Genomic DNA, 22453 nt, shown 5'->3' on the forward strand with positions numbered 1-22453 from the left:
TCACTCCCCCAGCTTCTGCTCGAGTTTACGAATCTGATCGCGAACCGTTGCCGCTGCTTCAAATTCTTCATTGCGAATGAGTTGCTGAAGCTTTTCTTTAAGCTTTTTGACCTCCATCTTCTCTCGGAGGGACGCTCCTTTGCGGGCGGGAATCTTACCAACATGGTAGCCGCCCCCGTGGATCTTCCGCAGGATGGGCTCCAGCTCCGCTTGGAATTTATCATAACAGCCACTGCAACCTAGCTTACCGGCTTGGGTGATTTCAGAAAGCCGACGTCCACATTGCGGGCAGGCTTCTTCCTGCAAGGCTTTAGAGTTAGTCGTCACACTAAAAAGCGACTGCAAAAAATCCGGAATGATTCCCGGGTTGAAGACGAAGCTTACTTCCGGGGCGTTTTTAGCGCATTGATCACATATAAAAAGCTTGACCATCTCTCCATTGTCTATTTTGGTGATTTGGACATTAGCCTCTCTTTGCTGACAATGTTGACATAGCATGTGGTTCCCTCCTGTTCTCAGTGCAAATCCTCACGGCCTAGGGTTAACAGGATCCGCTTCATGATATGAGCTCGTAGGCTATTGGTTTTGATATTCTCCAGTCCTAAGGTGTCTCGGTGGAGAATCGTCTTGATAATTTCCTCTTCCCGTCGCGTGACAAGTTCATCTTCATAGAGACGCTGCAATAGATCATTCGCGCGATTCTCCGTTAACTGATTGCCAATTAACTGTTTCATGATGTTTTGGAATTCCCCATCATCACTAAAGCTCAAACGAACAATCCTGAGATAGCCACCACCACCCCGACGACTCTCCACTAAATAACCTCGATCTATAGAAAAGCGAGTTTCCAGCACATAATTAATTTGAGATGGAGCGCAGGAAAATTCCTCCGCAAGAATACCTCGCTGGAGGGTGATAAAGCCCTCTGTTGATTGTTCTATGATTCGCTTCAAATGCATCTCAATACGGTCCGCAAGATTTCCCATATACGACACTCCCTTGATCATGACATTCTTTGACCTTATGACCTTCTCTGACCTTTAATAGTATTCTACCCCAAAATGTTCTTTTTGCAAAGACTCTAAAGAACTTTTTAAAGATTTTCTTCCCCGAGTCCCTAGCCTATCTTTTGCAAAATCCATACATCCTCATTCGTCATACTAAAAATACAGTAAAATAAAAAACTTCGTCTTTGCCTATTAGGCAAAGACGAAGTATGCCCACGTCCCTAAGGTAATACACCCCATCACCGATAATAAGATATACACTTTTGCACCTGACCAAAAAAGCGGCGGATCACCCTCGTTATCCAGATCATTCTTGTCTGGCTCAGGATCATTTTGAGTAGTAAACTTACTTCTAACCCGAGGTTCATGACTAAGAGAGACGGATGCGTCCTTTGGGACTGCCGGATCAATGGTGCTTCGTAAAGGGCCTTCCGATCGAGCGGAAAGATCCTCCCAATGAATCGTTCCTTTTAATAAGTAATCAATCTCTTCAGGTGTCAACCGAATCTCTTTTTCTTTCATAGCTATCTTACGCTCCTGTTGCTGGGTTAGTCTTGCACTTCTTGGTATTCTTTATTAAAGTAAAAAACCCTGCTCCTGGGAGCAGGGCTAAAGTCCTATTTTATGAGCAGGACCGGGCAGGGTGCCTTTTGGAGAACGCGCTGACTGACGCTACCCAGTACAGAACCTGTGATTGGTCCATAGCCGTGACTACCGATAATCACCAAATCAATCTCATCCTGCTTGATCTGATCGATGATCTTCATGACGGGATGGCCGATCTCTAAAACTGTACGAACAGGCACCTCTCCCGTATCAATCCCCGCGAGGGTAGCCTCCAAGGCCAATTCAGCGTTTTTCAAGATATCTTCTTGGGACATGGTAAATCCATAGGACACAGTATATCCCCAAAGGGCCTGTGGTGTATAAGTAACATGCATAAGTACGATCTCTGCTCCGAATTGTTTTGCAAGTTCAAGAGCTGTTTTATAAGCACGTACCGAAAATTCTGAGGCATCGGTTGGGACGAGTATTTTTTTGTACATAGATAATCCTCCCTTCTATTGAAAGACTCCTGTTCAGGGAATTCTTTCTTGTCTTAATTTTAAGTAGTTATTTTTCAAAAAGCAACTTATAATAGTAATTTGAAACGCTACATTTAAAAGATATCTGAAATTAATATGATTAAAACGTTTAAAACACAGAAAGAAGTGGAGAACTTGCAGTTCGCTTTAAAAACATCACGCTATGGCTGGAGCAGTTGGAGCATCTTAGTCATAGCCTTTATTACTGTCTTTTTTCATCGACTATCGGTGGGTTCAGTGGCTGATCAGCTGACCCAAGAAATCCCCATGAATGCCTTAACTCTAGGGAACTTGACTGCTATGAACTATTACGCTTATGCCCTTATGCAGATTCCCGTCGGCATTCTCGTTGACCGCATCGGTGTTCGCAAAATTAACTTCTGCGGACTCTTGATTACTGCAGCAGGAAGCATCCTTTTTGGTTTAGCTCATAATTTAGAAACTGCCTACCTCTCCCGTTTCTTAGTCGGAATCGGTTCCTCAGTCATCATCGTCTCGATCTTTAAGATTCAAGCCACTTGGTTTCCCCTCTCACGTTTCTCAGCCCTTTCAGGGCTTACCTCCTTTTTTGGGAATTTCGGCTCTTTGCTCGCTCTCTACCCACTGTCCTTTGTATCTATGGCCTTTGGCTGGCGAAATGTCTTTTATTGGATGGCGGTCGTATCCCTGGTTCTTGCCATCTTGGTCCTTTGGGGCGTACATGATGCCAAGCCCAAGCTTAGGGATCCTGACCGAGATGAGCAAAAAAAGGCCTCCCCCCAAGTAGCGACCACCACCGAGATCACCTCACAAGAGCGGATCAATCCTCCTCAGGAGAAATCCGTCCCCTTTATGAGCTTCTTAAAAGAAAGCTTACGCAGTGTGCTCAAAAACCCTCGAACCTGGCCCAATGTCCTTACCCTCTTTGCTTTTACCGGTTCCAGCACCACTTTGCTGGGGCTTTGGGGAATTCCCTTAATTACGCAAATTTACGGTCTGGATAAAGCAACGGCTGCCGGATATGTGACTTTTGCTACCTTTGGCTTTATTCTCGGAGCTCCCCTCGTCTCCCTATGGGTTCGCTTGCTGAAAGGTATTCGCCCTGCCCTCTTAGCCGGCACGGGTCTCAATCTTCTGCTATGGACCTATATCACAGTGATTGCGGCAGGACGACCGCCAGTTCAGCTCTGGCCCATATTTTTCTTTCTGTTCGGACTCCTAATTATGACCCATATTCTTGCTTTTTCTAATGTAACTGCCGTCAATTCCTTAAAATACAGTGGCATTGCAACAGCAGTTACCAATATGGCTGAATTCATCGGTAGCTCTATCGCCAGTCTTGCCATCGGATTAGTGCTAGACCATAGCGGTAACGCCGGCACTGCTTGGTGGATTATCCTGTTCATGGCTGCTTTAAGCTTTATCGCAGCTCTCTTAATAAAGGAACAGCCGATCGACTCCTAAATATAAATAAAACCTTATTCAAAGAGCACGAGCTCCTTTGAATAAGGTTTTTTACTATTGGTAATTAAAAAAAGCGAAGAGCCCCCGTCGGAGCTCCTCACTTTTTAGATGCTCTGTATCTTGTTCATATTGGCCATAGGCCAAATGGTTCTTATTAATACTCTTCCGGTAGCGGCTTGAAGTAACCTTGAGGATGTTGACAAGCTGGGCAAAGATCGGGAGCGCCTGCACCTTCATGAACATAACCACAGTTCTCGCATTTCCAGGAGAGCTTTTCTTCTTTTTTGTAGAGGGTACCGTTTTCCAAGTTCTTAGCTAAGTTTGCATAGCGATTCTCGTGATGTCCTTCTACAGAGGCAATCTTGCGAAAAGCTACTGCAATATCTTTATAACCCTCTTCGTCCGCAATATCTGCAAATTGCGAGTAAGCTTCTACTTCCTCTCCTTCTCCGGCAGCCGCGGATTTCAGGTTTGCTAAAGTATCCCGCAGGTTAAGTGGGTATTCCCCAGTAACATGGAAGGATTCCGCTTGGTCGCCGGCATATTTTTGCAAGAACTTATAGAACACCTTTGCATGTTCTTTTTCATTATCTGCTGTAGAAATGAAAATGTTTTGAATTGCTTGATGTCCTTCATTCTTAGCGGTACCAGCATAAAAGGTGTAACGATTGCGCGCTTGAGACTCTCCGACGAATGCATCCACCAAGTTTTGAAATGTCCTTGAATCTTTAAAATCCATCTAATACAAACCTCCCTAATTATTATTTTGGTAGTGTGCCATGTACTGAATAATTTCATACTGTGCAACTCTCTACTTTGTTATTTTCTTCATAACCACGGTTTTTTCCTGCCTTTGTCGATAGTTTTTAATATAATTATAATTTTCATCTATCTCAGCTTGCTGCCTTTACTTACGTCTAAAGCCCTGAACCACCCTCATTCCTCTACATTTTTCCAGAGGGATGCATTGTTATTTTCCAGTTAGAGTGGTAAGTTATTAGAGCGGCCACAATTATTATGTAAAGAGGTTATAGCCATTTATGGAGTCTCAACAGATCACTAAATTTAACATTCCGAGGCCTATACTTATCTTAATCATCGGCGGTTTTATTCATTCGGTGGGTAACTCTTTTATGTGGCCACTGAACAGCATTTTTATGCATAATATTCTTGGGCGTTCCCTGACCGAAGCTGGAACGCTTATATCTCTACAAGCCTTAGCTACTTTAGTCGGGCAATTTATCAGTGGTGTTTTAGCTGATCGCTTTGGCTCACGTCGCGTAATGATCTACGGGTTGATCGGAGCAATTATACCTCTAGTCTTGATCGGGATCTTTCCGGTCTGGGAAGTGTATGCTCCATGCATTTTGTTTTTCGGCTTCGCTATCGCCTTCATATTCGTCCCTATCAATGCCATGATTTTCACCCTTTGGCCAGAGGGCGGGCGTCGGGGTTTCAACCTACTTTACGTTTTTAACAATGCCGGAGTAGCCGTAGGAACCGCTTTAAGCGGATTCATTGCCGCCATATCTTTTAAGCTGGTTTTCCTCCTTAATGGCTTTTCCTTTTTCATCTACCTTCTCATGGTGCTCTTTCTCCTGCCTGTAGCGGATACACTTGGAAAGCCCCTAACCCGATCCAAGGAAAAGGTACCCATTTTCCATGACCGAGGTTTTCCTGTCCTGATCGCCCTTTGCGCCGGAATCTTCCTTATGTGGGGTGCTTATATTCAGATCAACACGATTCTCCCTGTGACAATGACTAACTTAGGCTATTCCTTACCCCAATACAGCATCCTTTGGACTCTGAATGGAATCATTATCGTGACCTTTCAGCCCGTCATCAGCTGGATAATCCGCCATTGGGCTCCTACCCTTTCACGACAGTTTTATTTTTCCTGCATCTTCTACGGGCTGGGTTTTCTCATGCTCCTAGGCAATCTTCCCTATCCTTCCTACTTTATCATGATGCTTATTATCACCCTTGGGGAAATGTTGGTCCTCCCCGGCGTTCCTGCCGCCGCTGCACTCATCGCTCCGGAAGGAAAAACCGGAACCTATCAAGGGGTAGTGGCTGGCGCCTCCTCTGGAGGGAGAGCTCTTGGCCCCATCCTAGGCGGATTAGCCTTTGATATGTATGGGGGATACATGGCTTGGTGGCTGGCCCTGACCTTTGTAATCCTTGCTTTCTTCCCCTTCTATCTCTATCAGCGTCGGGAAAGAACCTTTAGTCAAAAAGTAGAAATACACGAACAAGCTTTATAATATACGAAGCCTATAGAATACAAAAGGATGTATGCTCATGTCATTGTCAACCAACAATTACCGATTCTGCCCACAATGCGGCAACCCTCTCCACAACTCAGAGTTATACGGTCAAATTCGTTCCCACTGCACAGCCTGTTCCTTTGTCTTCTGGGGAAATTTCTCACTGGGTGTGGGTGGCGTCGTTTGGCATGAAGGAAAGGTTCTTTTAGTCCAACGGGCCCATAACCCCGGCAAAGGAGTCTGGACTCTGCCCGGTGGCTACGTAGATCAGCAAGAAAAAATCGCCGACGCTGTTGTCCGGGAAATATGGGAAGAGACCCATCTCCAGACCCGGCCGCTTTCCGTTATCGCTCTGCGGGACCGTCCCGGAGAGAAGCACGATACCTACATCGTCTTTCTTCTGGAATACTTGGAAGGAGAGCTCCTCGCCGATCCGGAGGAGGTCAGTGACATCGGTTTCTTTACCTTAGAGGAAGCCCAAGCACTCATGATTGCTGAACTCAGCCTTAGCGTCATCAAAGCCTCGCTCACCCAACGCCTCCAAGGCTTCTTACCGAAGTCAGGGGTTGCTATGGTAGGCGGTGAACGCTCCGTGTTATATCAGATTCCAGAAAAAACGTAACTTATTTTTAATCTGATTTTAATAATCGTCAAATTTACCTTAAAGCTTTTGTGGTTAGAATTTAGACATAGAGATAATCCAATAAAGAATTCTCAACCCAAAACAAGGAGGTACCAATTATGACACCTTTAGAAAAAGTAGAAAAACTATGTTCGATGGGCAACCTAACCTATGAGGAAGCCAAAGCCGCCTTGGAGGCATCCAACGGTGATTTGCTTGATGCCATCATCTATCTTGAAAAACAGGGCAAGATCCACGCCCCATCCGGTGGAGGATACTACAGCAGCGAGAAAACTGTCGATGCCAGCATCATTCCCTATTCAGAAAAGGACAGGGAAAAGGCTCATTACCACAGCAACAAAGAAAATCCTTTTATCTCCTTTACCAAACAGGCCTGGGATTTCTGCGTAAAGCTGGTTCGTAAGGGCAATGCTAACACCTTTGAAGTACTCAAGAAAGAGGAAGTCAAAGGATCTTTCCCCGTCACCGTCCTCATCCTGCTATTGATCTTCGCCTTTTGGGTTACCATTCCCCTGTTGGTCATCGGCCTATTCTTCGGTCTGCGTTATCGTTTTGTGGGGTCTGATTTTGAAAAAACCACCATCAATGACGCCATGGATAGTGCCGCCGATGCTGCCGAAAACCTCAAAAAGTCCATGGATAAATAATTTCTGGAATTGGTGGGGATCTCCATGTGCTCGAAGATACTGATTATTGAAGACGAAGAAAAAATCGCTCGATTCGTCGAGCTTGAGCTTAGTTATGAAGGATATACGGTTACTAAAGCCTTTGATGGTCGAACCGGACTTGAACTCGCCGAAACCGGCGAGTTCGATCTGGTTTTGCTTGATGTTATGCTGCCCCAATTAAGCGGCATGGAGGTTCTTCGTCGAATTCGCCGCACCTCTGCCGTTCCTATTATCATGCTCACCGCCCGCGATAGTGTGATGGATAAGGTTTCCGGACTGGATAGTGGGGCAAACGATTATATCACCAAACCCTTTGCTATCGAGGAGCTTCTCGCCCGCATCCGTAACGCTTTGCGAAAGCAAATTGCAGTGGAAGACACCACGGAGCTATTATCTGCTTTAGATTTACAGCTCGACATGGGTCGTCGTACCGTGACTGTAAAAGGTCAGCCCATTGATTTAACCAAACGGGAATTTGATCTTCTGTACTTTCTCCTCAAAAACAAAGGACTAGTTGTCTCCCGTGAATCATTACTTGAGAATGTCTGGGGCTTTGATTTTACTGGTGATACCAACGCCGTCGATGTCTACATCCGCTTTCTTCGCGGAAAAATTGATGAGGTGTTCGATATAAAGCTCATTCACACTGTCAGAGGGGTAGGATACGTGATTAAAGATGACCGCTAAATCACTCCCTAATCAGCATAATCCTCACAACCGTATTAGAGATCGAATACGGTTTTCAATCGTTTGGAAGCTTAACCTTAGACTCCTTTGGCGATTGCTGTGGATTTTTCTCAAGCTTAACGTTTGTTTGGTCCTCGTATCTACACTGGGTCTGTTCATACATGCGGAGCAGATGATTGGAACAACCGCCGAAAAAATAGCTCAGTCAGGAGCACCTTCCTTTGAATCGACGGATTGGCTTGATCTTTCTGGAATTCGTATTTCTTCTTCTTTTGCTGATGCTGCTTCTAATATAAGTACTGCTGCTGATACTCCTCCTGATATTTCTACTGCTGCTACTAAGACTTCAAAGAGATTCCATATCCCGCGGGGCCTGCAGCCTTATTTTTCCCCATTGACTGCCGCAGAACTCAGAAATATCGAACTCCCCGGTTCGGAAGGCATGAGGATTTGGGAACGCATACGAAATATTAACTATCAAGTGACGATGAAATCTGGTGAGAACTTATATCTTATCTCCTATCATCCACAAAAAACTCTCCAGATTCTGATCGCCATGTTTGCCATTGTTGTGCTGATCGAACTTATCCTACTGATCAGCAGTATCTCTTCCAGTGCCCGAGTGATTCGGCAGACCCTCCGTCCTATTCAAGAATTAGCCGAAGCTGCCCGCAATCTGACTCGAGAAGGGGGCTTTTCTCCAGAGCAGTTGCAGGATTTAGCAGGCAAATTGGATGATATCAATGCCACTCATTTAGATACAAGAATAGCCGTGGATGAAACCCAGAGCGAGCTTAAAAGCTTGGCCTCAGCGATTAACGGGATGCTTGACCGTATTAATGAATCCTATCGTTCCCAAGCACGTTTCGTTTCCGATGCCTCCCATGAATTGCGAACGCCTATTTCCGTGATTCAGGGCTATGCCAACCTTTTAGACCGCTGGGGTAAAAAGGATGAAAAAACCCTTCAGGAATCCATTGATGCCATCAAAAACGAAACAGCTAATATGAAGGCTTTGGTGGAACAGCTTTTGTTTCTCGCCCGAGGGGATAATAATACCATGTCGCTACAGATGGAACGGTTTGAATTGTCCAGCCTTGTGGATGAAGTGTTGAGAGAAACCCAGATGATCGATGGGGGACATGAATATACATCCACTATTACACCGGTCTTTATCCTTGCTGATAAGGGGCTGATCAAACAGGCCACCCGGATCCTCATCGACAACGCTATGAAATATACTCCCACTGGTAAAAAAATCAGTCTGTCTGTATCTGGGGAAGATAGCTATGCACGCCTAACCGTACAAGATGAAGGAATCGGCATTGCCCCCGAGGCAGTTCCTTTGATCTTCGATCGATTCTACCGCAGCGATGAATCCCGTACGCGTACGACGGGTGGCTCAGGGTTAGGCCTTGCCATTGCTCGATGGATTGCCGAGCGACATGGCGGTCACCTGGAAGTACTCAGTAGATTGGATATCGGCACCCGGATTTCCTTAGTACTCCCCAAGGCCTCCGAGGCAGTATAAGTATATATTTTTTATTTCTACTTCCTCGACCCCCTAAAAGCTCAACCACCTTTCGTATTACTTATTTAGACATTAAAAATTTAGTAAATAAAAACTAAACCATCGGTCCTTTCGCGACCGATGGTTTCTTGCTGATTACATCCATTCTTACTTCCTCGAGGAGGCCAGTTTATCATGAAAAATTTCCCTCCGGCTAAGGAGGACTTGAAAGACTATCTTAGCAAAATCTCCAATAAGCTCCACGCTATCAAGCTCCCATCCTTTTTTAAAGACCCCAAATTCTGGCGAACCTTCGGTATCCTGACGGCTCTCCTCTTACTGATTATCACAGGGGGAAGTGCCTTCTGGATCTCCACTTTGGATGTGAGCCAACTCCTAAGTCCTTTGGCAAGACCTACCTACATCTATGACCAAGAAGGCACAAAAATCTCCGAGCTCTCCTCCTCAAAGATTGAACCCATGCCCATTGAAAGAATTCCCCTCCATACACAACAAGCCATTATTGCAATTGAAGATAAGCGTTTTTACAAGCACCAAGGGGTGGATTTTCGAGCTATACTGCGAGCTTTGCTTCGCGACCTCCAAACAAGGGACTTTTCCGAAGGAGGAAGCACGATTAGTCAGCAGTTGGCAAAGAACCTTTTTCTCACCTCCGACAAAACCCTTCTCCGCAAGCTGAAGGAAGCAGGTTATGCCATTAAGATTGAGTCCACCCTTTCCAAAGATAAAATTCTCGAGGCTTACCTAAACCAGATCTATTTTGGTGAAGGACGCTGGGGAATTCAAGAAGCAGCTCGTTTCTACTTTGGCAAAAATACTGAGGAGCTCAACCTGCAGGAATCGGCACTTCTCGCAGGAATTCTTAAAGGTCCTACCATCTATTCCCCTCTGAAAAGCAAGGAACTTGCCTTAGAGCGTCGCAACTTAGTCCTCTCCCTAATGGAGGACCAGGGTCTGATTACAGAGCAGGAAGAATCTCGCGCCCTCGTTGCTCCCATCGCCCTACGCCAAAAACCCCTAGCCGACTTATCCGGCCAATATGCCCCATATGTGGATTATGTTATTGAAGAAGCCATCACCCACTATGGCTTTACCGAAGATCAGATTCTTACCGGGGGACTGCAGATTTATACCACCATGGATACCACAGTTCAGCAAGCTGTTGAAGGGATCTACAAGGATAATCAATACTTCCCCAAGGGAAAAGAAGATCAGCAGGTTCAAAGTGGTATGGTCCTCATCGACCAGCATACCGGAGCGATTCGAGGTTTGGTAGGTTACAGGGGAGAGAGCGCCTTTCGCCAGTTTAATCGTGCCTCTCAGCTTAAGCGCCAACCCGGCTCTGTCCTCAAGCCCCTGATGGTCTATGGCCCCGCCTTGGAAATGGGGTACCGTCCGAATACCTACCTCTTTGATGGCCCCCTCAATATTGAGGGTTACTCTCCGCAAGATTGGGATTACCAAACCCGAGGTTGGGTCACCATGGAAGAGGCCATCGAGCAGTCCTGGAATATCCCGGCAGTCTGGTTGTTGGATCAAATCGGTATCGAAACAGGAAAGACCTTCGCCCAAAAAGCCGGAATCCCCTTTACTGAGTCTGATCAACATCTCAGCCTCGCTCTAGGAGGCCTATCCGCGGGGGTCTCGCCTTTGGATATGGCCCAAGGCTATAGTGCCTTTGCCAACCTGGGAGTCATGCACACAGCCCATGCTATTACAAAAATTACCACCAGCGATGGGCATATTTTGGCCGAAGCACAACCATCGTCTGTTCAGGTCACGGATGCCCATAACGCTTATACCATGACGCTTCTGCTCCAAAATGTAGTAGAACAAGGCACCGCAAAAAATGCTGACTTAGGCAATCGTCCCGTGGCCGGCAAGACCGGTTCCGTGGAGCTTCCCCCTACAGAGGAGTTTGCCGGTATCAGCAAGGGACAAAAAGATGTCTGGTTTGTGGGCTACACCCCGGAATTGACCGCCGCAGTCTGGATGGGCTACGATCAAACAGATCGCGAGCATTATCTCACCACCTCAGGCGGCTCCGGTCCCGCTGTAGTCTTTCAAGCTGTCCTCAACCAAGCCCTCAAGAATACCCCTATCAAGCCCTTCACTGTCCCTGATGGGTATGTGAAGGATTGGTATAACTGGTGGGAAGCGGATGGGTACGATATGGACGAAGACGGTATAGACCATAAGGACGGCGTGGATGACCAGGATAAAGCGAAGAACGACAAGAAAAATAAAAAGAAGAACAACCAAGATAAAAATAAATACCCAGAAAACGCCGAGAACTCTTGGGAAAAGTTTTTACAAGAGCTCTGGGGAAATTTAATCATAGAATTAAGGTTTTCTTTCTATCAAGCCTTTTTGTTCGAGTCGGTCCAGAACTCCTGTCATCGATGAACTATCTAAAAATAACCCTTCAGATAACTGCGTAAGGGTCTGCACAAGATACTTGTCAACAAGTCTCTTTCAGTGAAAAAAGTTGGCCAGTCATTGAAGTGGCCAACTCACTATCTACCAATCAAAAATTACCGACTTTACCATGGCAAAATACTCCCTCAGATACACATTAGGGCGAATATACCAAGGAGTATAACAGGGCACTCCTACGGGATTGATCCCGTTACGCTCTGCCAAAATCTTCGAGCGAAACATATGAAAATCACTGGTAATGACCAGCACCGGGTTCGCGGGATTGAAGTCCTCCTCCCCATCGAGTAGGGTTCGAGAATAACGGAAATTCTCCATGGTGCTGGTGGAACGGTCTTCGATCAGGATTCGCTCCGAGTCTATCCCTTGCTCCTTGAGATAACGGCCCATCGCTTCCGCCTCGGGAATCAATTCTCCCGGTCCTTGGCCCCCCGAGACCACCACTTTCAGGTGCGGGTTAGCCTCCAAAAGCTTACGGCCTTTTTCCACACGCTCCCAAAGGGTCCAGGAGAGCTGTTCACCGTTAAGACCCGCTCCCAGAACAATTAAATATTCCACCCGCTCCGGCATCGGGTCCTCAGTATTCCACAACAGTAATCCCTCGATGATGAGAAAAGAGCTCAGGAACAGAATTATACCCCAGCGTAAGATGAGACGAAGACGGTGGAAACCGTACTTCATTAGCGTCCGTTTAAGTCTATTTCCGAAGATTCCCCAGAGCAGGAGCACTCCGCCTACCCCTGCAGGCAAGAGAGTTCCAAGGTTTAGCCCTCCCTTAAGAGCGACCACGATAGCTGTATCAAGTATTCCGACAATCCCTAACAGGATACACAGCCAAGAGAACCACGATTTCTTCAACATTCTTCTCCCCTCACGTCTTGGACTTCCACTAGTGTCTATGATGTGAGCTTTTATGATGTAAGTTTATCTGATATAGCTTCTACGATGTAAACTTCTATAATGTAAGCCACTATTGATGTTAGTTGATGTTAGATAAACCCCGCAACCTTTACGTCGCGGGGTTAGATGATCAGGGTAGGTCCCTTAGTGCGGAGCCATTTGCGATAAGCAATTTGCTCGGGGCAATAATGGGAGACCATGTCCCAAAACTCCTGGGAATGATTCATATATTTCAAATGAGAAAGCTCGTGAATGATTAGATAGTCCAGAACCGGTTCGGGGGCCATAATAGCTCGCCAATTGAGATTGATATTACCAAGACTGGAACAGCTCCCCCAGCGGGTTTTTTGTTCCTTAAGCCGGAACTGGTGATAGCTAACCCCTATTTCCTGGCTCCACAGATTCAGCTTTTGCTGAAACACCGCCCGTGCCTTCTCCTTATACCACTTTTCTAGAATCTCGCGAATGGCCTCTTGGCGTTTATCTTCGGGAATATCTTGGGGCATTTTAATTTCTAAGGTTTCATTTTCCCGATGATAAAGGGCACTGAGCATCTTCGAGGGAGTATCGAAAATATGAAGGACGAGCTCCTTACCGAGATAAGGAATCCGCACCCCAGTCTCGTATAGACGTAGGGATGGCTCAACTACCGTCTCTTGAAGCTTAGTCCAATTCTGAATGATCCAGTCCCGATTCTTATCAATAAAGGCTTGGATCTCTGCTTTAGAAGTGCGAGCAGGTGCTGATACTCTGACCTTTTCCGGGGTCACTCGAATCGAAATCCGTTTGATTCGTCGGCTTCTTCTTTCTTCATAAGGAATCATGGTATTTCCAAACTGCAAAGAAGACATCTTATCCTGCTCCTAATAATTTGATACCCTCAGGCACATTCCGTCTGAAGTTAAGAATCACTTGATCCCCAACTTCCCTTAAAGATGATCTGTGATAGCTCTTTCCTCGGTCGAGGATTTCTTTCCTCAGCCGGGTAGCCCAGCGGGGTCATAGCCAGCACGCGGACATTCTCGGGAACCTTTAAAATTTCCCGTACCTTTTCTTCTGAGAAGAGCCCTTGCCAGCAGGTGCCTAACCCTTGCTCAGCCGCTGCTAGGATCAGATGCTCCATGGCCAATCCCGCATCCAGCATCATATAATCCTTGCCTTCATAGACTTCTGACTCTGTAGGAACCGCACAAAGTACGATGATGAGTGGTGCTTGGAGTAAAGCTTTACGACCAGGATTCGTCTCCGCATAAGCTGTGGTCAGGGCTTGCTTCTGAGCTTCACCCTCCACAACGATAAAGCGCCAACATTGGAGATTCTTCCAAGAGGGCGCCAAACGGGCACACTCTAGAACGTACTCCAGCTTTTCCTGCTCGACAGGATCGGGTTTATAAGATCGCAAGCTGCGTCTCTTCTGAGCGAGTTCCAGAAAATCCATTATCTATCCCCCCACTATTATATTCATCTAAAAGATTAGTATTTATGCTAACTTGATTCGCGAAAGCTTTAGGAAATCCTGCCTTCGGCGACATAAAAGCCTAGCTTACAATCGTCTCGCATGCAATCATCTAAAAATAACACAAGAAATAATACCCACTATCACATTCTTGAATACCCACTAATGCATTCCTCATGTTAAAATATAGACATGATAAGAAAATTTCCGTCATCATTCTCCTAAGATAGTTTGAAATAGGTAAACGAAGACATCTGATTGTGATGATTTGGCAGGTGAGATAGTTGGGATATATATATTTATTAGGATCTATATTGGTAGGAACATTTGCCACAATCTGTCTTAAATATTCAGACGGATTTAAAAAGCCATTGCCAACCATAGGAAACCTGATCGGTTTCTTTTTAAGTCTATGGCTTTTATCTTTGTCAGTATTGACGGTTAAATTAAGTATAGCTTATGCAACATGGTCAGGACTAGGCATTATTCTGGCAGCGGTTTTGGGCAATATTTTGTTTCATGAAAAACCTTCAAGACCTAGTATGTTTGGCATGGGCTTTATTATCATTGGTATGATTCTAATGAATATTTTTTGATAGGTGATGAAAAATGGGATATGTATATATGACATTGGCTCTTCTGGGTGAAGTGGCGGGGACCGCTTTTTTAAAAAGCTCTGCCGGGTTTTCAATCCTAATTCCTACTGTATTGTGCGTGCTAGCTTATATTGTGTGTAATCTATTCATCGCAAAGTCATTATTTACTATAAAAATGAGTGTCGCCTATGCGACTTGGTATGGTGCCGCTGTAGGAATAGCGGCCCTCTTGTCCGTGTTTCTATATCATGAGAGTATTTCACTCATGGCAGTAATAGGTCTGGTTTTTATTATTGGTGGTATAGTTCTTGCCAACCTAGGTGAGGTTAGCGAGAAAGCAGAAAATGTTCGAAGTGCTAAACAATGAAGGTTAGGCCTTATTTATTCTTAGTCTCCCTCTGACCTAGCCTGCGGCTTAAGGAAAGAAGTTGGGTCCCTCGCATGAGAATCTCCGACCCATATTTATTCCGGATTTCGTCCACGGTGCGATCCAATTCAGTCGCTTCTTGAACATCTTCTTGGAATAAACAAAGCTGTTCCATGCCCTTTTGCAAACGACTGGCCGTTATGCCTAGCAAACGTATCGGCTTACCCTTAGGCCATTTTTCAAAGAGCTTAAGGCTTTCTTGGTAGATCACATCGGTAAGCTCCGTCGGTTCAAACAAAGTGGTAGAGTAGGTACGAGTTTTAAATTCCGGATCCTTGATGGATAAGGTTAGAGTTTGAGCCTTGGTCTTCTCTTGGCGGACCTTTCTACTCACACTGTCGGCTAGAGAAAGCAAGACCTCCGCTACCTGCTCTGAATCAACAATATCTTGCGGTAAGGTTAGGGAACGTCCAATGGAATGATCCTTGACCCGATCCACCGGAGTTACTGGCCGCTCATCCCACCCATTGGCCAAGGCGTGAATCTTTTTCCCATAGATACCAAAACGCTTTTGCAAGGCGTCCCCAGAGACTTGCGCCAAATCGCCTAGGGTCCTAATTCCCATGGTCTCCAGTTGCTTTTCCGTCTGGGCACCGATCCCGGACATTTCCCCCACCCGCAAGGGCCAAATCTTAGTTTCTAGATCAGGTGGGGCAAGGACTGTAAAGCTACGCGGGACCTTAATCCGCGTCTTTGGATCTCGCCGGTAATCGCTGGCAAGCTTGGCAAAAATCTTGCAGTAGCTTATTCCTACCGATACCCCGAGGGATAATTCCTCAAGAATCTCCTTCTGTATCCTGCGAGCTATATCCTCCGTACTTCCGAAAAGCAAATGAGAGCCTCGGAAATCCGCAAAACACTCATCCACGGAGACCACCTCGATATGGTCATCATCCGTATAACGACCAACGATCTGCCACATCTTTTCACTAAGCTCAAGGTATAAGCGAAAATCTGGGGAAAGAACGATAGCGTCTGGACAAAGTTTCTTAGCTTGAAACAGAGGCATTGCTGTCTTCACCCCATACACCCGAGCTTCGTAGCTGGCCGTAAGGACAATACCCGTCCGGCTTTTCGGATCCCCCGCTACCAGCAAAGGCTTCCCTTGCAGCTCAGGGTTCACTGCCTGATGGCAGCTAGCATAATAACTATTAGCATCGAAGAGGACGATATCGAGGGGCTGTGGCGAGCTATCCGTTGACATCATGTTCCCTTCTCTCCTGTCATGATCGCTTCTCTCTCACTATGATCAATTATTTTTTACCATCACTGCTTTTGAAATAAAGCCTTTTTGGTATTTTCCTCAAGCATTCGTTTCAATTCCTTCGGATCATCTATATCCCTTTTCGGCAGAATATAGGCGCTGATAGAGCTGTTATAAAGATAGAGGTTATCTTCATCCTGATTGATAGCTTGAATACCAGCCCAGTTCAATTTGGTCTCACCCTGAGCTGTTGTATCAATGATTCCTTCCTCAGCTAAGACCATATGATGTTCACCAAATAGGTCATCGTTGTTGCCCGCTTTGAGGAGGGTCTTGCTATTGCGTGTAATATAACGGTAAAAGTACTTAGGATAATAAATAAACCATAAAACGCTGAGAAGAGTAAACATAATCATGACCTCTTGGTAGGGCCGCGATCCCACTATGGATAGAAAAGCGGCGAAGGTCATAAAAATGGCAGGTCCTAAAAAGCGTTGCTTTTTCAAGGCCTGTTTAGCCGGTTCGGAGTTTTTAATATGAAATAAGTTAAACTTCAAATAATCTTCTTCGGATAAATAATAGGTAATTTCCATGGACAGTCTCTCCCTTTCTCAGCTGATATCAAACCATTTATACCGATTATACCATAGGAATTGTCCCCTTGCTGATCATTGGAGTAATTTGGCATCATCAATACTTCTGCCATTGGAAAACCTATAGTTGATCCAATCGAATTGAAGGAGGGGTTATTTTTGAGTAAAGGCAAAGCCGCAAGAAGAGAAGAATTGGCCAATAAATTTCCCGAAATGGACCAACGTTTTCAAGAGATTAAATCCGAGATCAATGGTCCACTTGAACGCTTAGGTGACAATGCAAAGGAACAAAAAAACGCTAAGCATCTCACATGAAATGCAAGAAAGGAGAGCATACTGTAGCTCTCCTTTCTTGCATCTATCAACGGTATCTAGCCGGGTATCGTACCGGCTAAAGCCGCAACCTGTCAAAGACTTGACCCTGCATTAATTCGGTTCTCGCCCTCAAAAACTCGGTTAAGGCGACTCTCACTATTTACCTCCCGTCATGGGTAACATAGCATAGCAGTCCATTGCCATTTCACTTTCCCTTACTGGTTCGGCGGCTTTAGCCAAGTAATAGCCCACCGATTCCCCAATCCATAAGGCCGTCGAGAGCGCGTAGACGAGATCCTTTTCTAAGGCCGCGGTTTCCGAAATATAATTGCTTCGCATTTCTAAAAGAATGGAGGCAATATTTCTTCTTTCCTTCCTTTCCTTCTTGGGCATATAGTCTAGTTGGTTTCTGCTCAGGAGCTTCCACATGAGGAATTGAAGTCTTATCTCATATAAAAAATGTCCACCCAGCTTATGAAATATCTCTCTGTCCAAATGGTACCTGCAAAAAAAGTCGCTGACGTAATGGCAAATTTGACCTAATTCTGTTGAAAACTTTTGTCGGTCCATGTTGTTTTGCATTAATTCATTGACGCTTTCGCAAACATTACCAAAATGGTTCTCCATTATATGGGCCGTTTTGATTTGCTTGTAAGATAGATCAGGCTTGATGTTTCCATAAATAAAGGAAAGCCTATTCAATTTCATTTTTTTCTTAAAATGCCCGTACAATATCATCGAGATTGTTACATGAGTTAAGATTTTCACTTCCGCACTCCCTTCTCTTCTCTTCGATTCTTCCAGACTCTATAATAAGACCTGAATATTAATCTTAAATTGAATTCAGATTATAGTTTTATAAAATCTATGTAAAAAAACTGCAATAAACAAAATTGGGCAGAGGTTATCGCCGACGAAAGCAATAACCTCTGCCCATCTCTTAGTTATATCTATTTAAAAGGGCACAGCACCCTTATGTAAGTGAGTGAATTATAGACCTAAGGAGAACCGCATTCCCTTCCCGCCGTGCATTCCCATACCGCCCGGCACGAAGGTACCTTGCTCTAGGGCTTCCTTTTGTATTTCTATTTGAGCTGTTTCAGCATCAACCCAGCTCTTAATTTGCTCTTCGGTCAGCTTACCTTCTGTTTTCATTGCTTCTTCTTGTGCTTTAAGCCGGGCTTGAGCGTTTTCCACCCATGTCGCAATCTGTTCCTCCGTTAGGGGTTCACCCACTTTAAATTTAATGTTTTCGCGGTCCATCATTCCCGGTCCCATACCCATGCCAAATCCTCCGAGTTCACCGTTGGCCAGTGCTTCCTCGGACCGTTGCTGGCGTTCTTCAATGAACTCCTTCATTTTATCCCCTTGCTCTTGGGTAAGCAGCCCCGCTTCAACTTCTTTGTCTACGATTTGTTGATGGATACCAAACATTTGTTGAGTCAGGCTCTTCATCTCCGCTAGTTTTGTGGAATCTACTGCTTCAGCACCCCAAGCCACAGCGGCACCCCCCAGTAACATGGCCGTACTGAGCACTCCGACGACAATTTTTTTCTTCATCAAGAAAACCTCCCGCTCCAATTTTTGAGCCAAGGATTAATTTGGCTCTATACACAAGATAACCAACCTAGCTGAAACCAAGCTGAGTGCTCACTTAAGGTTAACTTAAAATTTTTCGAATTATGTAATCAGGTATTTCCTTGTCCGAAACAAATCGTGCAATAATCACTCTGTTATAGTAGAATTAGAAAAACCATAATGTTCTTGCCATTCAATGCTGTGAACAATACAGTGACAATATTAAAATCAATGCTGGGAGGTACACGCTATGAAGCTAGACAGTCAAGCCTATCTGATTTTTGATGGAGCCATGGGCACCATGCTGCAAAAAAATGGACTTAATCCGGGGCAACCCCCTGAGGTATTTAATATGACAAGACCGGAAGTCATTGAGGGTATTCATCGAGAGTACATTCAAGCAGGTAGTCAGGTCATCACAACGAACACCTTCGGTGCCCTAGAAGGCAAAATAAAACCGACCGGATATTCCGTAGAGGAAGTCATCCAGTCGGCTGTAGCCATTGCCCGCAAGGCGGCCGGAAGTCAATTGGTTGCTCTGGATATAGGACCAACCGGTGAGCTTCTGGAACCTATCGGCGATGTAACCTTCGAAGAGGCCTATGAATTATTTGCCCGCCAAGTCAAGGCAGCTGCCATAACAGGCGAGGCCGATCTTGTCTTAATCGAAACCTTTTTTGATTTAGAGGAAGCAAGAGCAGCAATCCAAGCAGTGAAGGATCATTCTTCACTCCCGGTTATCTGCACCTTTACCTTCCAAAAGCAAGGGAAAACCATGATGGGCTACGATGTTGCGACTGTAGCTACAGCCTTAGCAGAATACGGCGCAGATGGGATTGGCATCAATTGCTCCGTGGGTCCCAGTGAAATGCTTCCCTTTGTAGAAACCCTGGTCAACTCTACCCAATTACCAATTTTAGTTCAGCCCAACGCCGGCTTGCCGAAGATCGTTGACGGCCAAACCGTCTATGATATTGAACCTCAGGAATTTGCCCGGTTTATCAAAGCCATGGCCGATCTAGGAGTAAAATGGTTCGGTGGATGCTGCGGAACAACTCCTGAGTTTATTAGAGCTATACGGAAAGTGTTGTCTGAATAACTCTTCTGCTCCACACTAAACTACGCTTCCTCGAGCGCCTCAACTACTGCTAGAGGTTCGAAATCATCAAGTGTACAAACCTCTTTGAAGTAGCTAAGTAGAATAAACACATCTCGCGGGTCTTCATATTCATCCACATGCTCTATCTTGATTTGTTTCCCGGCCAAGAACGTCTCTAAATCCAGTTCCTTATTCTCTTCTTGTTTGATCAGAGTATGATAGTCATTTACCAGCTTCTGCAGTTTTGCCTGATTATCGTCATTGACTTCGATGTCTGGAAAACGATAATTAGCAGAGTTCTCGCCAAAATAAACCATGAATTCGAGAGTTGATGCTGCAGCTGCTGCCGCCTCTTCTTCAAGTTTCAACTGAGTGTATTTCTTCAAAGTTCTTCTTTCCTCTCCGGAGGCTGGGCCTCCTTGAATGATTTTAAAGCCGCCAGCATGGCGGCTTCTCTCAGTGTTCAATAACTCATGCAAATAATAATCTTCCTTTGGGTTTGGGAGCCGGGCTTCCTGCAATCTATTATACCAGTTTCGAGAAGTTAAATGAACTTTAAGTAGTTGGGATTGTTTTTTTCACATCTTCATAGAAATTTGCTATGGTTGCATGATAATAGGGCGCTGCAAAGAGAAAGCCTATCCCTAGAGTTACAATCCCAACCAAAAACCAACCAATAAAGCTCAACCAAAGGTAGAACAATCTTAACTTCTGTCCGTCCATCATTCTCTTGCTCAATTCTATTGCCTCTAAGGGCTTCAGGTCGGGATTATCATTCATAATGTAATAGGCCAAGGAATAACGTAGAGCCGCGATAATTCCCGGAATGATGAGCAACAAAAACCAAAGGAAGATAAAAAGTCCGATTAAGAAATTTAGGATAAAGTTCTTTAAAAAGTAGTGAAAACCACTAAACAGATCACTAAAGGTAGACTCTTGATTTCTTGCTAATCTCAAGAAGACGGATGCCAAGCCAAAATGGATTGGCCCACCGACTATGAAAGCAATTAATAGAAATAATGAGTTTGGGTGACTTACCATTGTTCTCACAAATTCTCCGTCACGCAATACATATTCAGCAGTGTCTTTACCGTTATTTCCCGTCAAAGCATCCGTAAGCAGCCATGCCACCACAGAGACTGCAATGGCTAAAAGCCAATTTCCACTTAAATTCTCCCGGGCCAGCATTTTGAGCTCAGCATTGCTTTTCATTTGATCTCCTCCACTCTCCATTGATTCCTTGACTATTTTTTAGTAGAGACGAGCCAGCTTACAGTTTTTGCTCAAGCCTTTACCCCCCAGAGTTTAGACCCTGAGCAGGCCACGGAAACCCCTCACACCATAGTAGGATTCTGCTCCGTTATGGTAGACAAAGACCGTGTCATAGCGACGATCACCGAAGATAGCTCCGCCAAGCTTTCTAATATGTGCAGGTGTTTTTAGCCAGCTTGATGTTTTCGCATCAAATTTGCCAAGCTCCTGCAGGTCCTTATATTGTTCGACTGTTAAAAGCTCGATGCCCATGTCAACGGCCATATCTATAGCGCTAGTCTGTGGTTTATGTTCTTTCCTTGCCTCCAAGGCTTCGCGATCATAACAGACATTTCTGCGTCCCTTCGGGCTTTCTACTGAACAATCACAAAAAATGTATTCACCCGTGTTTTCATTATGACCAACTACATCCGGTTCTCCGCCTGTTCTTTCCATCTCATTGAGTGACCACAGTTTATCTGCATTTACCTCCACCTGTGTTTGGACTTTTGCCCATTCAAGACTTGGATGGCGATTCATATTCTTCGCAAAGCGCTCTTTCAAGATTCCGAGTAGTTCATCTTGTTGTTCCGGTGGTAACACCCTTTTTTCATTCGCCATGTGAAACCTCCTAGCACTATTTTTTCTTATTGTTGTTGACCTTCATCTCTTTATTATTGTTAAGCTACCTGTTACTTATTCCTGTCACAATAACAACTCCTAGCGAAATACCAAGGTCAAAATTGTTGCTTTATAAAAATTACATAAATAGCATTTGCAGGAGGTACGTGTAGGGGGTATAATTTCCCCATAGAGATATAGAGGAGGAAGAAGTTCATGAAGGTTGGATTAATTCGCTGTCTGCAAACCGAGGATATGTGCCCTGCTTCGACTTGTCTTAAGGTTATGAAAGAAAAAAAGCTTGCCTTTGCCGAAGTAGAAGAGGATATCGAGGTCGTTGGGGTAAATACTTGCGGAGGCTGTCCTGGAAAAAAGGCTGTGACGCGAGCTGCTGAGATGGTTAAACGTGGCGCTGACACGATCGCCTTAGCATCCTGTATAACAAAAGGAAGCCCGATTGGCTTTCCTTGCCCTCACGCTGATCAAATGAAGCAAGCAATTGCCAAGAAAATTGGTGACACCGTGAAAATAATCGATTACACCCATTAATTCTCTACGTCAACTGGAATAGGTCCATTCAATTACCCTACTTAGTATGCGCATTATTTGATAATGCGCTTTTTTTGTGGAAGTCCAAATGAACCAC

The 22453-nt window shown here is 45.0% G+C and carries 27 protein-coding genes and 1 pseudogene; 12 read left to right on the forward strand and 16 right to left on the reverse strand.

Features of this window, described 5'->3' with window-relative positions; all coding sequences use genetic code 11:
• The 4 genes from AAC978_RS09505 to AAC978_RS09520 form a co-directional block, all read right to left on the reverse strand.
• Nucleotides 1-498, reverse strand: a complete 498-nt coding sequence (locus tag AAC978_RS09505; protein ID WP_341547798.1) for a UvrB/UvrC motif-containing protein — start codon at nucleotides 496-498, stop codon at nucleotides 1-3.
• A gap of 17 nt (nucleotides 499-515) precedes the next feature.
• On the reverse strand, nucleotides 516-986 hold the full coding sequence (locus AAC978_RS09510) for a CtsR family transcriptional regulator (protein WP_341547799.1): 471 nt from the start codon (nucleotides 984-986) through the stop codon (nucleotides 516-518).
• Between the two features lie 213 nt (nucleotides 987-1199).
• A complete protein-coding gene (locus AAC978_RS09515) occupies nucleotides 1200-1529 on the reverse strand; it encodes a hypothetical protein (protein ID WP_341547800.1) in 330 nt (109 codons plus the stop codon).
• Between the two features lie 95 nt (nucleotides 1530-1624).
• The gene (locus AAC978_RS09520; RefSeq protein ID WP_341547801.1) at nucleotides 1625-2053 is read right to left on the reverse strand and encodes a universal stress protein; all 429 of its coding nucleotides are present in this window, start codon (nucleotides 2051-2053) and stop codon (nucleotides 1625-1627) included.
• Between the two features lie 135 nt (nucleotides 2054-2188).
• On the opposite strand from AAC978_RS09520, the gene AAC978_RS09525 reads away from it, so the two are divergent.
• Nucleotides 2189-3535: an MFS transporter gene (locus tag AAC978_RS09525; protein WP_341547802.1), complete on the forward strand. Its 1347-nt coding sequence runs from the start codon at nucleotides 2189-2191 to the stop codon at nucleotides 3533-3535.
• Between the two features lie 154 nt (nucleotides 3536-3689).
• On the opposite strand, the gene rbr is transcribed toward AAC978_RS09525, so the two are convergent.
• Nucleotides 3690-4274, reverse strand: a complete 585-nt coding sequence (rbr, locus tag AAC978_RS09530) for a rubrerythrin (protein ID WP_341547803.1) — start codon at nucleotides 4272-4274, stop codon at nucleotides 3690-3692.
• Nucleotides 4275-4575: 301 nt separating this feature from the next.
• Between rbr and AAC978_RS09535 the strand changes: the two genes are divergently transcribed.
• The 6 genes and pseudogenes from AAC978_RS09535 to AAC978_RS09560 all read left to right on the forward strand — a co-directional run.
• Entirely contained in the window at nucleotides 4576-5799 is a 1224-nt protein-coding gene (locus AAC978_RS09535) for an MFS transporter (RefSeq protein WP_341547804.1), read from the forward strand.
• 37 nt (nucleotides 5800-5836) lie between these two features.
• Nucleotides 5837-6424: an NUDIX hydrolase gene (locus AAC978_RS09540; RefSeq protein ID WP_341547805.1), complete on the forward strand. Its 588-nt coding sequence runs from the start codon at nucleotides 5837-5839 to the stop codon at nucleotides 6422-6424.
• Nucleotides 6425-6543: 119 nt separating this feature from the next.
• Nucleotides 6544-7092 carry a DUF4342 domain-containing protein gene (locus AAC978_RS09545; protein ID WP_341547806.1) on the forward strand — a complete coding sequence of 183 codons (549 nt, stop codon included), beginning with the start codon at nucleotides 6544-6546 and terminating at the stop codon, nucleotides 7090-7092.
• Between the two features lie 24 nt (nucleotides 7093-7116).
• Nucleotides 7117-7800 (forward strand): response regulator transcription factor, encoded by a 684-nt coding sequence (locus AAC978_RS09550; RefSeq protein ID WP_341547807.1) that lies wholly within the window; start codon nucleotides 7117-7119, stop codon nucleotides 7798-7800.
• On the forward strand, nucleotides 7790-9331 hold the full coding sequence (locus tag AAC978_RS09555; protein ID WP_341547808.1) for a sensor histidine kinase: 1542 nt from the start codon (nucleotides 7790-7792) through the stop codon (nucleotides 9329-9331). The genes AAC978_RS09550 and AAC978_RS09555 overlap by 11 nt, the downstream gene beginning before the upstream one ends.
• Before the next feature lie 174 nt (nucleotides 9332-9505).
• Nucleotides 9506-11656, forward strand: a pseudogene (locus tag AAC978_RS09560) (transglycosylase domain-containing protein); the annotation flags it as partial.
• Nucleotides 11657-11674: 18 nt separating this feature from the next.
• Here AAC978_RS09560 and AAC978_RS09565 read toward each other — a convergent pair.
• The 4 genes from AAC978_RS09565 to AAC978_RS09580 form a co-directional block, all read right to left on the reverse strand.
• The gene (locus tag AAC978_RS09565; RefSeq protein WP_341547846.1) at nucleotides 11675-11731 is read right to left on the reverse strand and encodes a MarR family transcriptional regulator; all 57 of its coding nucleotides are present in this window, start codon (nucleotides 11729-11731) and stop codon (nucleotides 11675-11677) included.
• A gap of 120 nt (nucleotides 11732-11851) precedes the next feature.
• Nucleotides 11852-12628, reverse strand: coding sequence for a YdcF family protein (locus AAC978_RS09570; protein ID WP_341547809.1), 777 nt, complete (start codon nucleotides 12626-12628; stop codon nucleotides 11852-11854).
• Nucleotides 12629-12789: 161 nt separating this feature from the next.
• Entirely contained in the window at nucleotides 12790-13518 is a 729-nt protein-coding gene (locus AAC978_RS09575) for a M48 family metallopeptidase (RefSeq protein WP_341547810.1), read from the reverse strand.
• Between the two features lie 50 nt (nucleotides 13519-13568).
• Nucleotides 13569-14105, reverse strand: a complete 537-nt coding sequence (locus tag AAC978_RS09580) for a nitroreductase family protein (protein WP_341547811.1) — start codon at nucleotides 14103-14105, stop codon at nucleotides 13569-13571.
• A 302-nt stretch (nucleotides 14106-14407) separates the two neighbouring features.
• Between AAC978_RS09580 and AAC978_RS09585 the strand changes: the two genes are divergently transcribed.
• Both AAC978_RS09585 and AAC978_RS09590 read left to right on the forward strand, forming a co-directional pair.
• Nucleotides 14408-14719, forward strand: a complete 312-nt coding sequence (locus AAC978_RS09585; RefSeq protein ID WP_341547812.1) for a DMT family transporter — start codon at nucleotides 14408-14410, stop codon at nucleotides 14717-14719.
• A 13-nt stretch (nucleotides 14720-14732) separates the two neighbouring features.
• Entirely contained in the window at nucleotides 14733-15086 is a 354-nt protein-coding gene (locus AAC978_RS09590; RefSeq protein WP_341547813.1) for a DMT family transporter, read from the forward strand.
• Nucleotides 15087-15096: 10 nt separating this feature from the next.
• Here the strand turns inward: AAC978_RS09590 and AAC978_RS09595 are convergent, their stop codons facing one another.
• Both AAC978_RS09595 and AAC978_RS09600 read right to left on the reverse strand, forming a co-directional pair.
• Entirely contained in the window at nucleotides 15097-16350 is a 1254-nt protein-coding gene (locus AAC978_RS09595; RefSeq protein WP_341547847.1) for a DNA polymerase Y family protein, read from the reverse strand.
• 62 nt (nucleotides 16351-16412) lie between these two features.
• Entirely contained in the window at nucleotides 16413-16943 is a 531-nt protein-coding gene (locus tag AAC978_RS09600) for a YcxB family protein (protein WP_341547814.1), read from the reverse strand.
• A gap of 159 nt (nucleotides 16944-17102) precedes the next feature.
• On the opposite strand from AAC978_RS09600, the gene AAC978_RS09605 reads away from it, so the two are divergent.
• The gene (locus AAC978_RS09605) at nucleotides 17103-17258 is read left to right on the forward strand and encodes a hypothetical protein (RefSeq protein ID WP_341547815.1); all 156 of its coding nucleotides are present in this window, start codon (nucleotides 17103-17105) and stop codon (nucleotides 17256-17258) included.
• 156 nt (nucleotides 17259-17414) lie between these two features.
• Here AAC978_RS09605 and AAC978_RS09610 read toward each other — a convergent pair whose 3' ends face one another.
• Both AAC978_RS09610 and AAC978_RS09615 read right to left on the reverse strand, forming a co-directional pair.
• A complete protein-coding gene (locus AAC978_RS09610) occupies nucleotides 17415-18026 on the reverse strand; it encodes a zinc dependent phospholipase C family protein (protein WP_341547816.1) in 612 nt (203 codons plus the stop codon).
• Between the two features lie 222 nt (nucleotides 18027-18248).
• Nucleotides 18249-18818: a DUF2680 domain-containing protein gene (locus AAC978_RS09615; protein WP_341547817.1), complete on the reverse strand. Its 570-nt coding sequence runs from the start codon at nucleotides 18816-18818 to the stop codon at nucleotides 18249-18251.
• Between the two features lie 268 nt (nucleotides 18819-19086).
• On the opposite strand from AAC978_RS09615, the gene AAC978_RS09620 reads away from it, so the two are divergent.
• Complete coding sequence (locus tag AAC978_RS09620; RefSeq protein ID WP_341547818.1) at nucleotides 19087-19935, forward strand: homocysteine S-methyltransferase family protein; 849 nt, start codon at nucleotides 19087-19089, stop codon at nucleotides 19933-19935.
• A gap of 20 nt (nucleotides 19936-19955) precedes the next feature.
• Here AAC978_RS09620 and AAC978_RS09625 read toward each other — a convergent pair whose 3' ends face one another.
• The 3 genes from AAC978_RS09625 to AAC978_RS09635 all read right to left on the reverse strand — a co-directional run bounded on the left by AAC978_RS09625 (nucleotide 19956) and on the right by AAC978_RS09635 (nucleotide 21807).
• Nucleotides 19956-20252, reverse strand: a complete 297-nt coding sequence (locus AAC978_RS09625) for a hypothetical protein (protein ID WP_445900296.1) — start codon at nucleotides 20250-20252, stop codon at nucleotides 19956-19958.
• Between the two features lie 238 nt (nucleotides 20253-20490).
• Nucleotides 20491-21147 carry a DUF975 family protein gene (locus AAC978_RS09630; RefSeq protein ID WP_341547819.1) on the reverse strand — a complete coding sequence of 219 codons (657 nt, stop codon included), beginning with the start codon at nucleotides 21145-21147 and terminating at the stop codon, nucleotides 20491-20493.
• 93 nt (nucleotides 21148-21240) lie between these two features.
• Complete coding sequence (locus AAC978_RS09635; protein ID WP_341547820.1) at nucleotides 21241-21807, reverse strand: DUF4256 domain-containing protein; 567 nt, start codon at nucleotides 21805-21807, stop codon at nucleotides 21241-21243.
• A gap of 216 nt (nucleotides 21808-22023) precedes the next feature.
• Between AAC978_RS09635 and AAC978_RS09640 the strand changes: the two genes are divergently transcribed.
• The gene (locus AAC978_RS09640; RefSeq protein ID WP_341547821.1) at nucleotides 22024-22356 is read left to right on the forward strand and encodes a CGGC domain-containing protein; all 333 of its coding nucleotides are present in this window, start codon (nucleotides 22024-22026) and stop codon (nucleotides 22354-22356) included.
• The last annotated feature ends 97 nt before the right edge of the window (nucleotides 22357-22453 follow it).

It is taken from the genome of Desulfitobacterium sp. THU1, assembly GCF_038181555.1.
Taxonomy (GTDB): Bacteria; Bacillota; Desulfitobacteriia; order Desulfitobacteriales; family Desulfitobacteriaceae; genus Desulfitobacterium.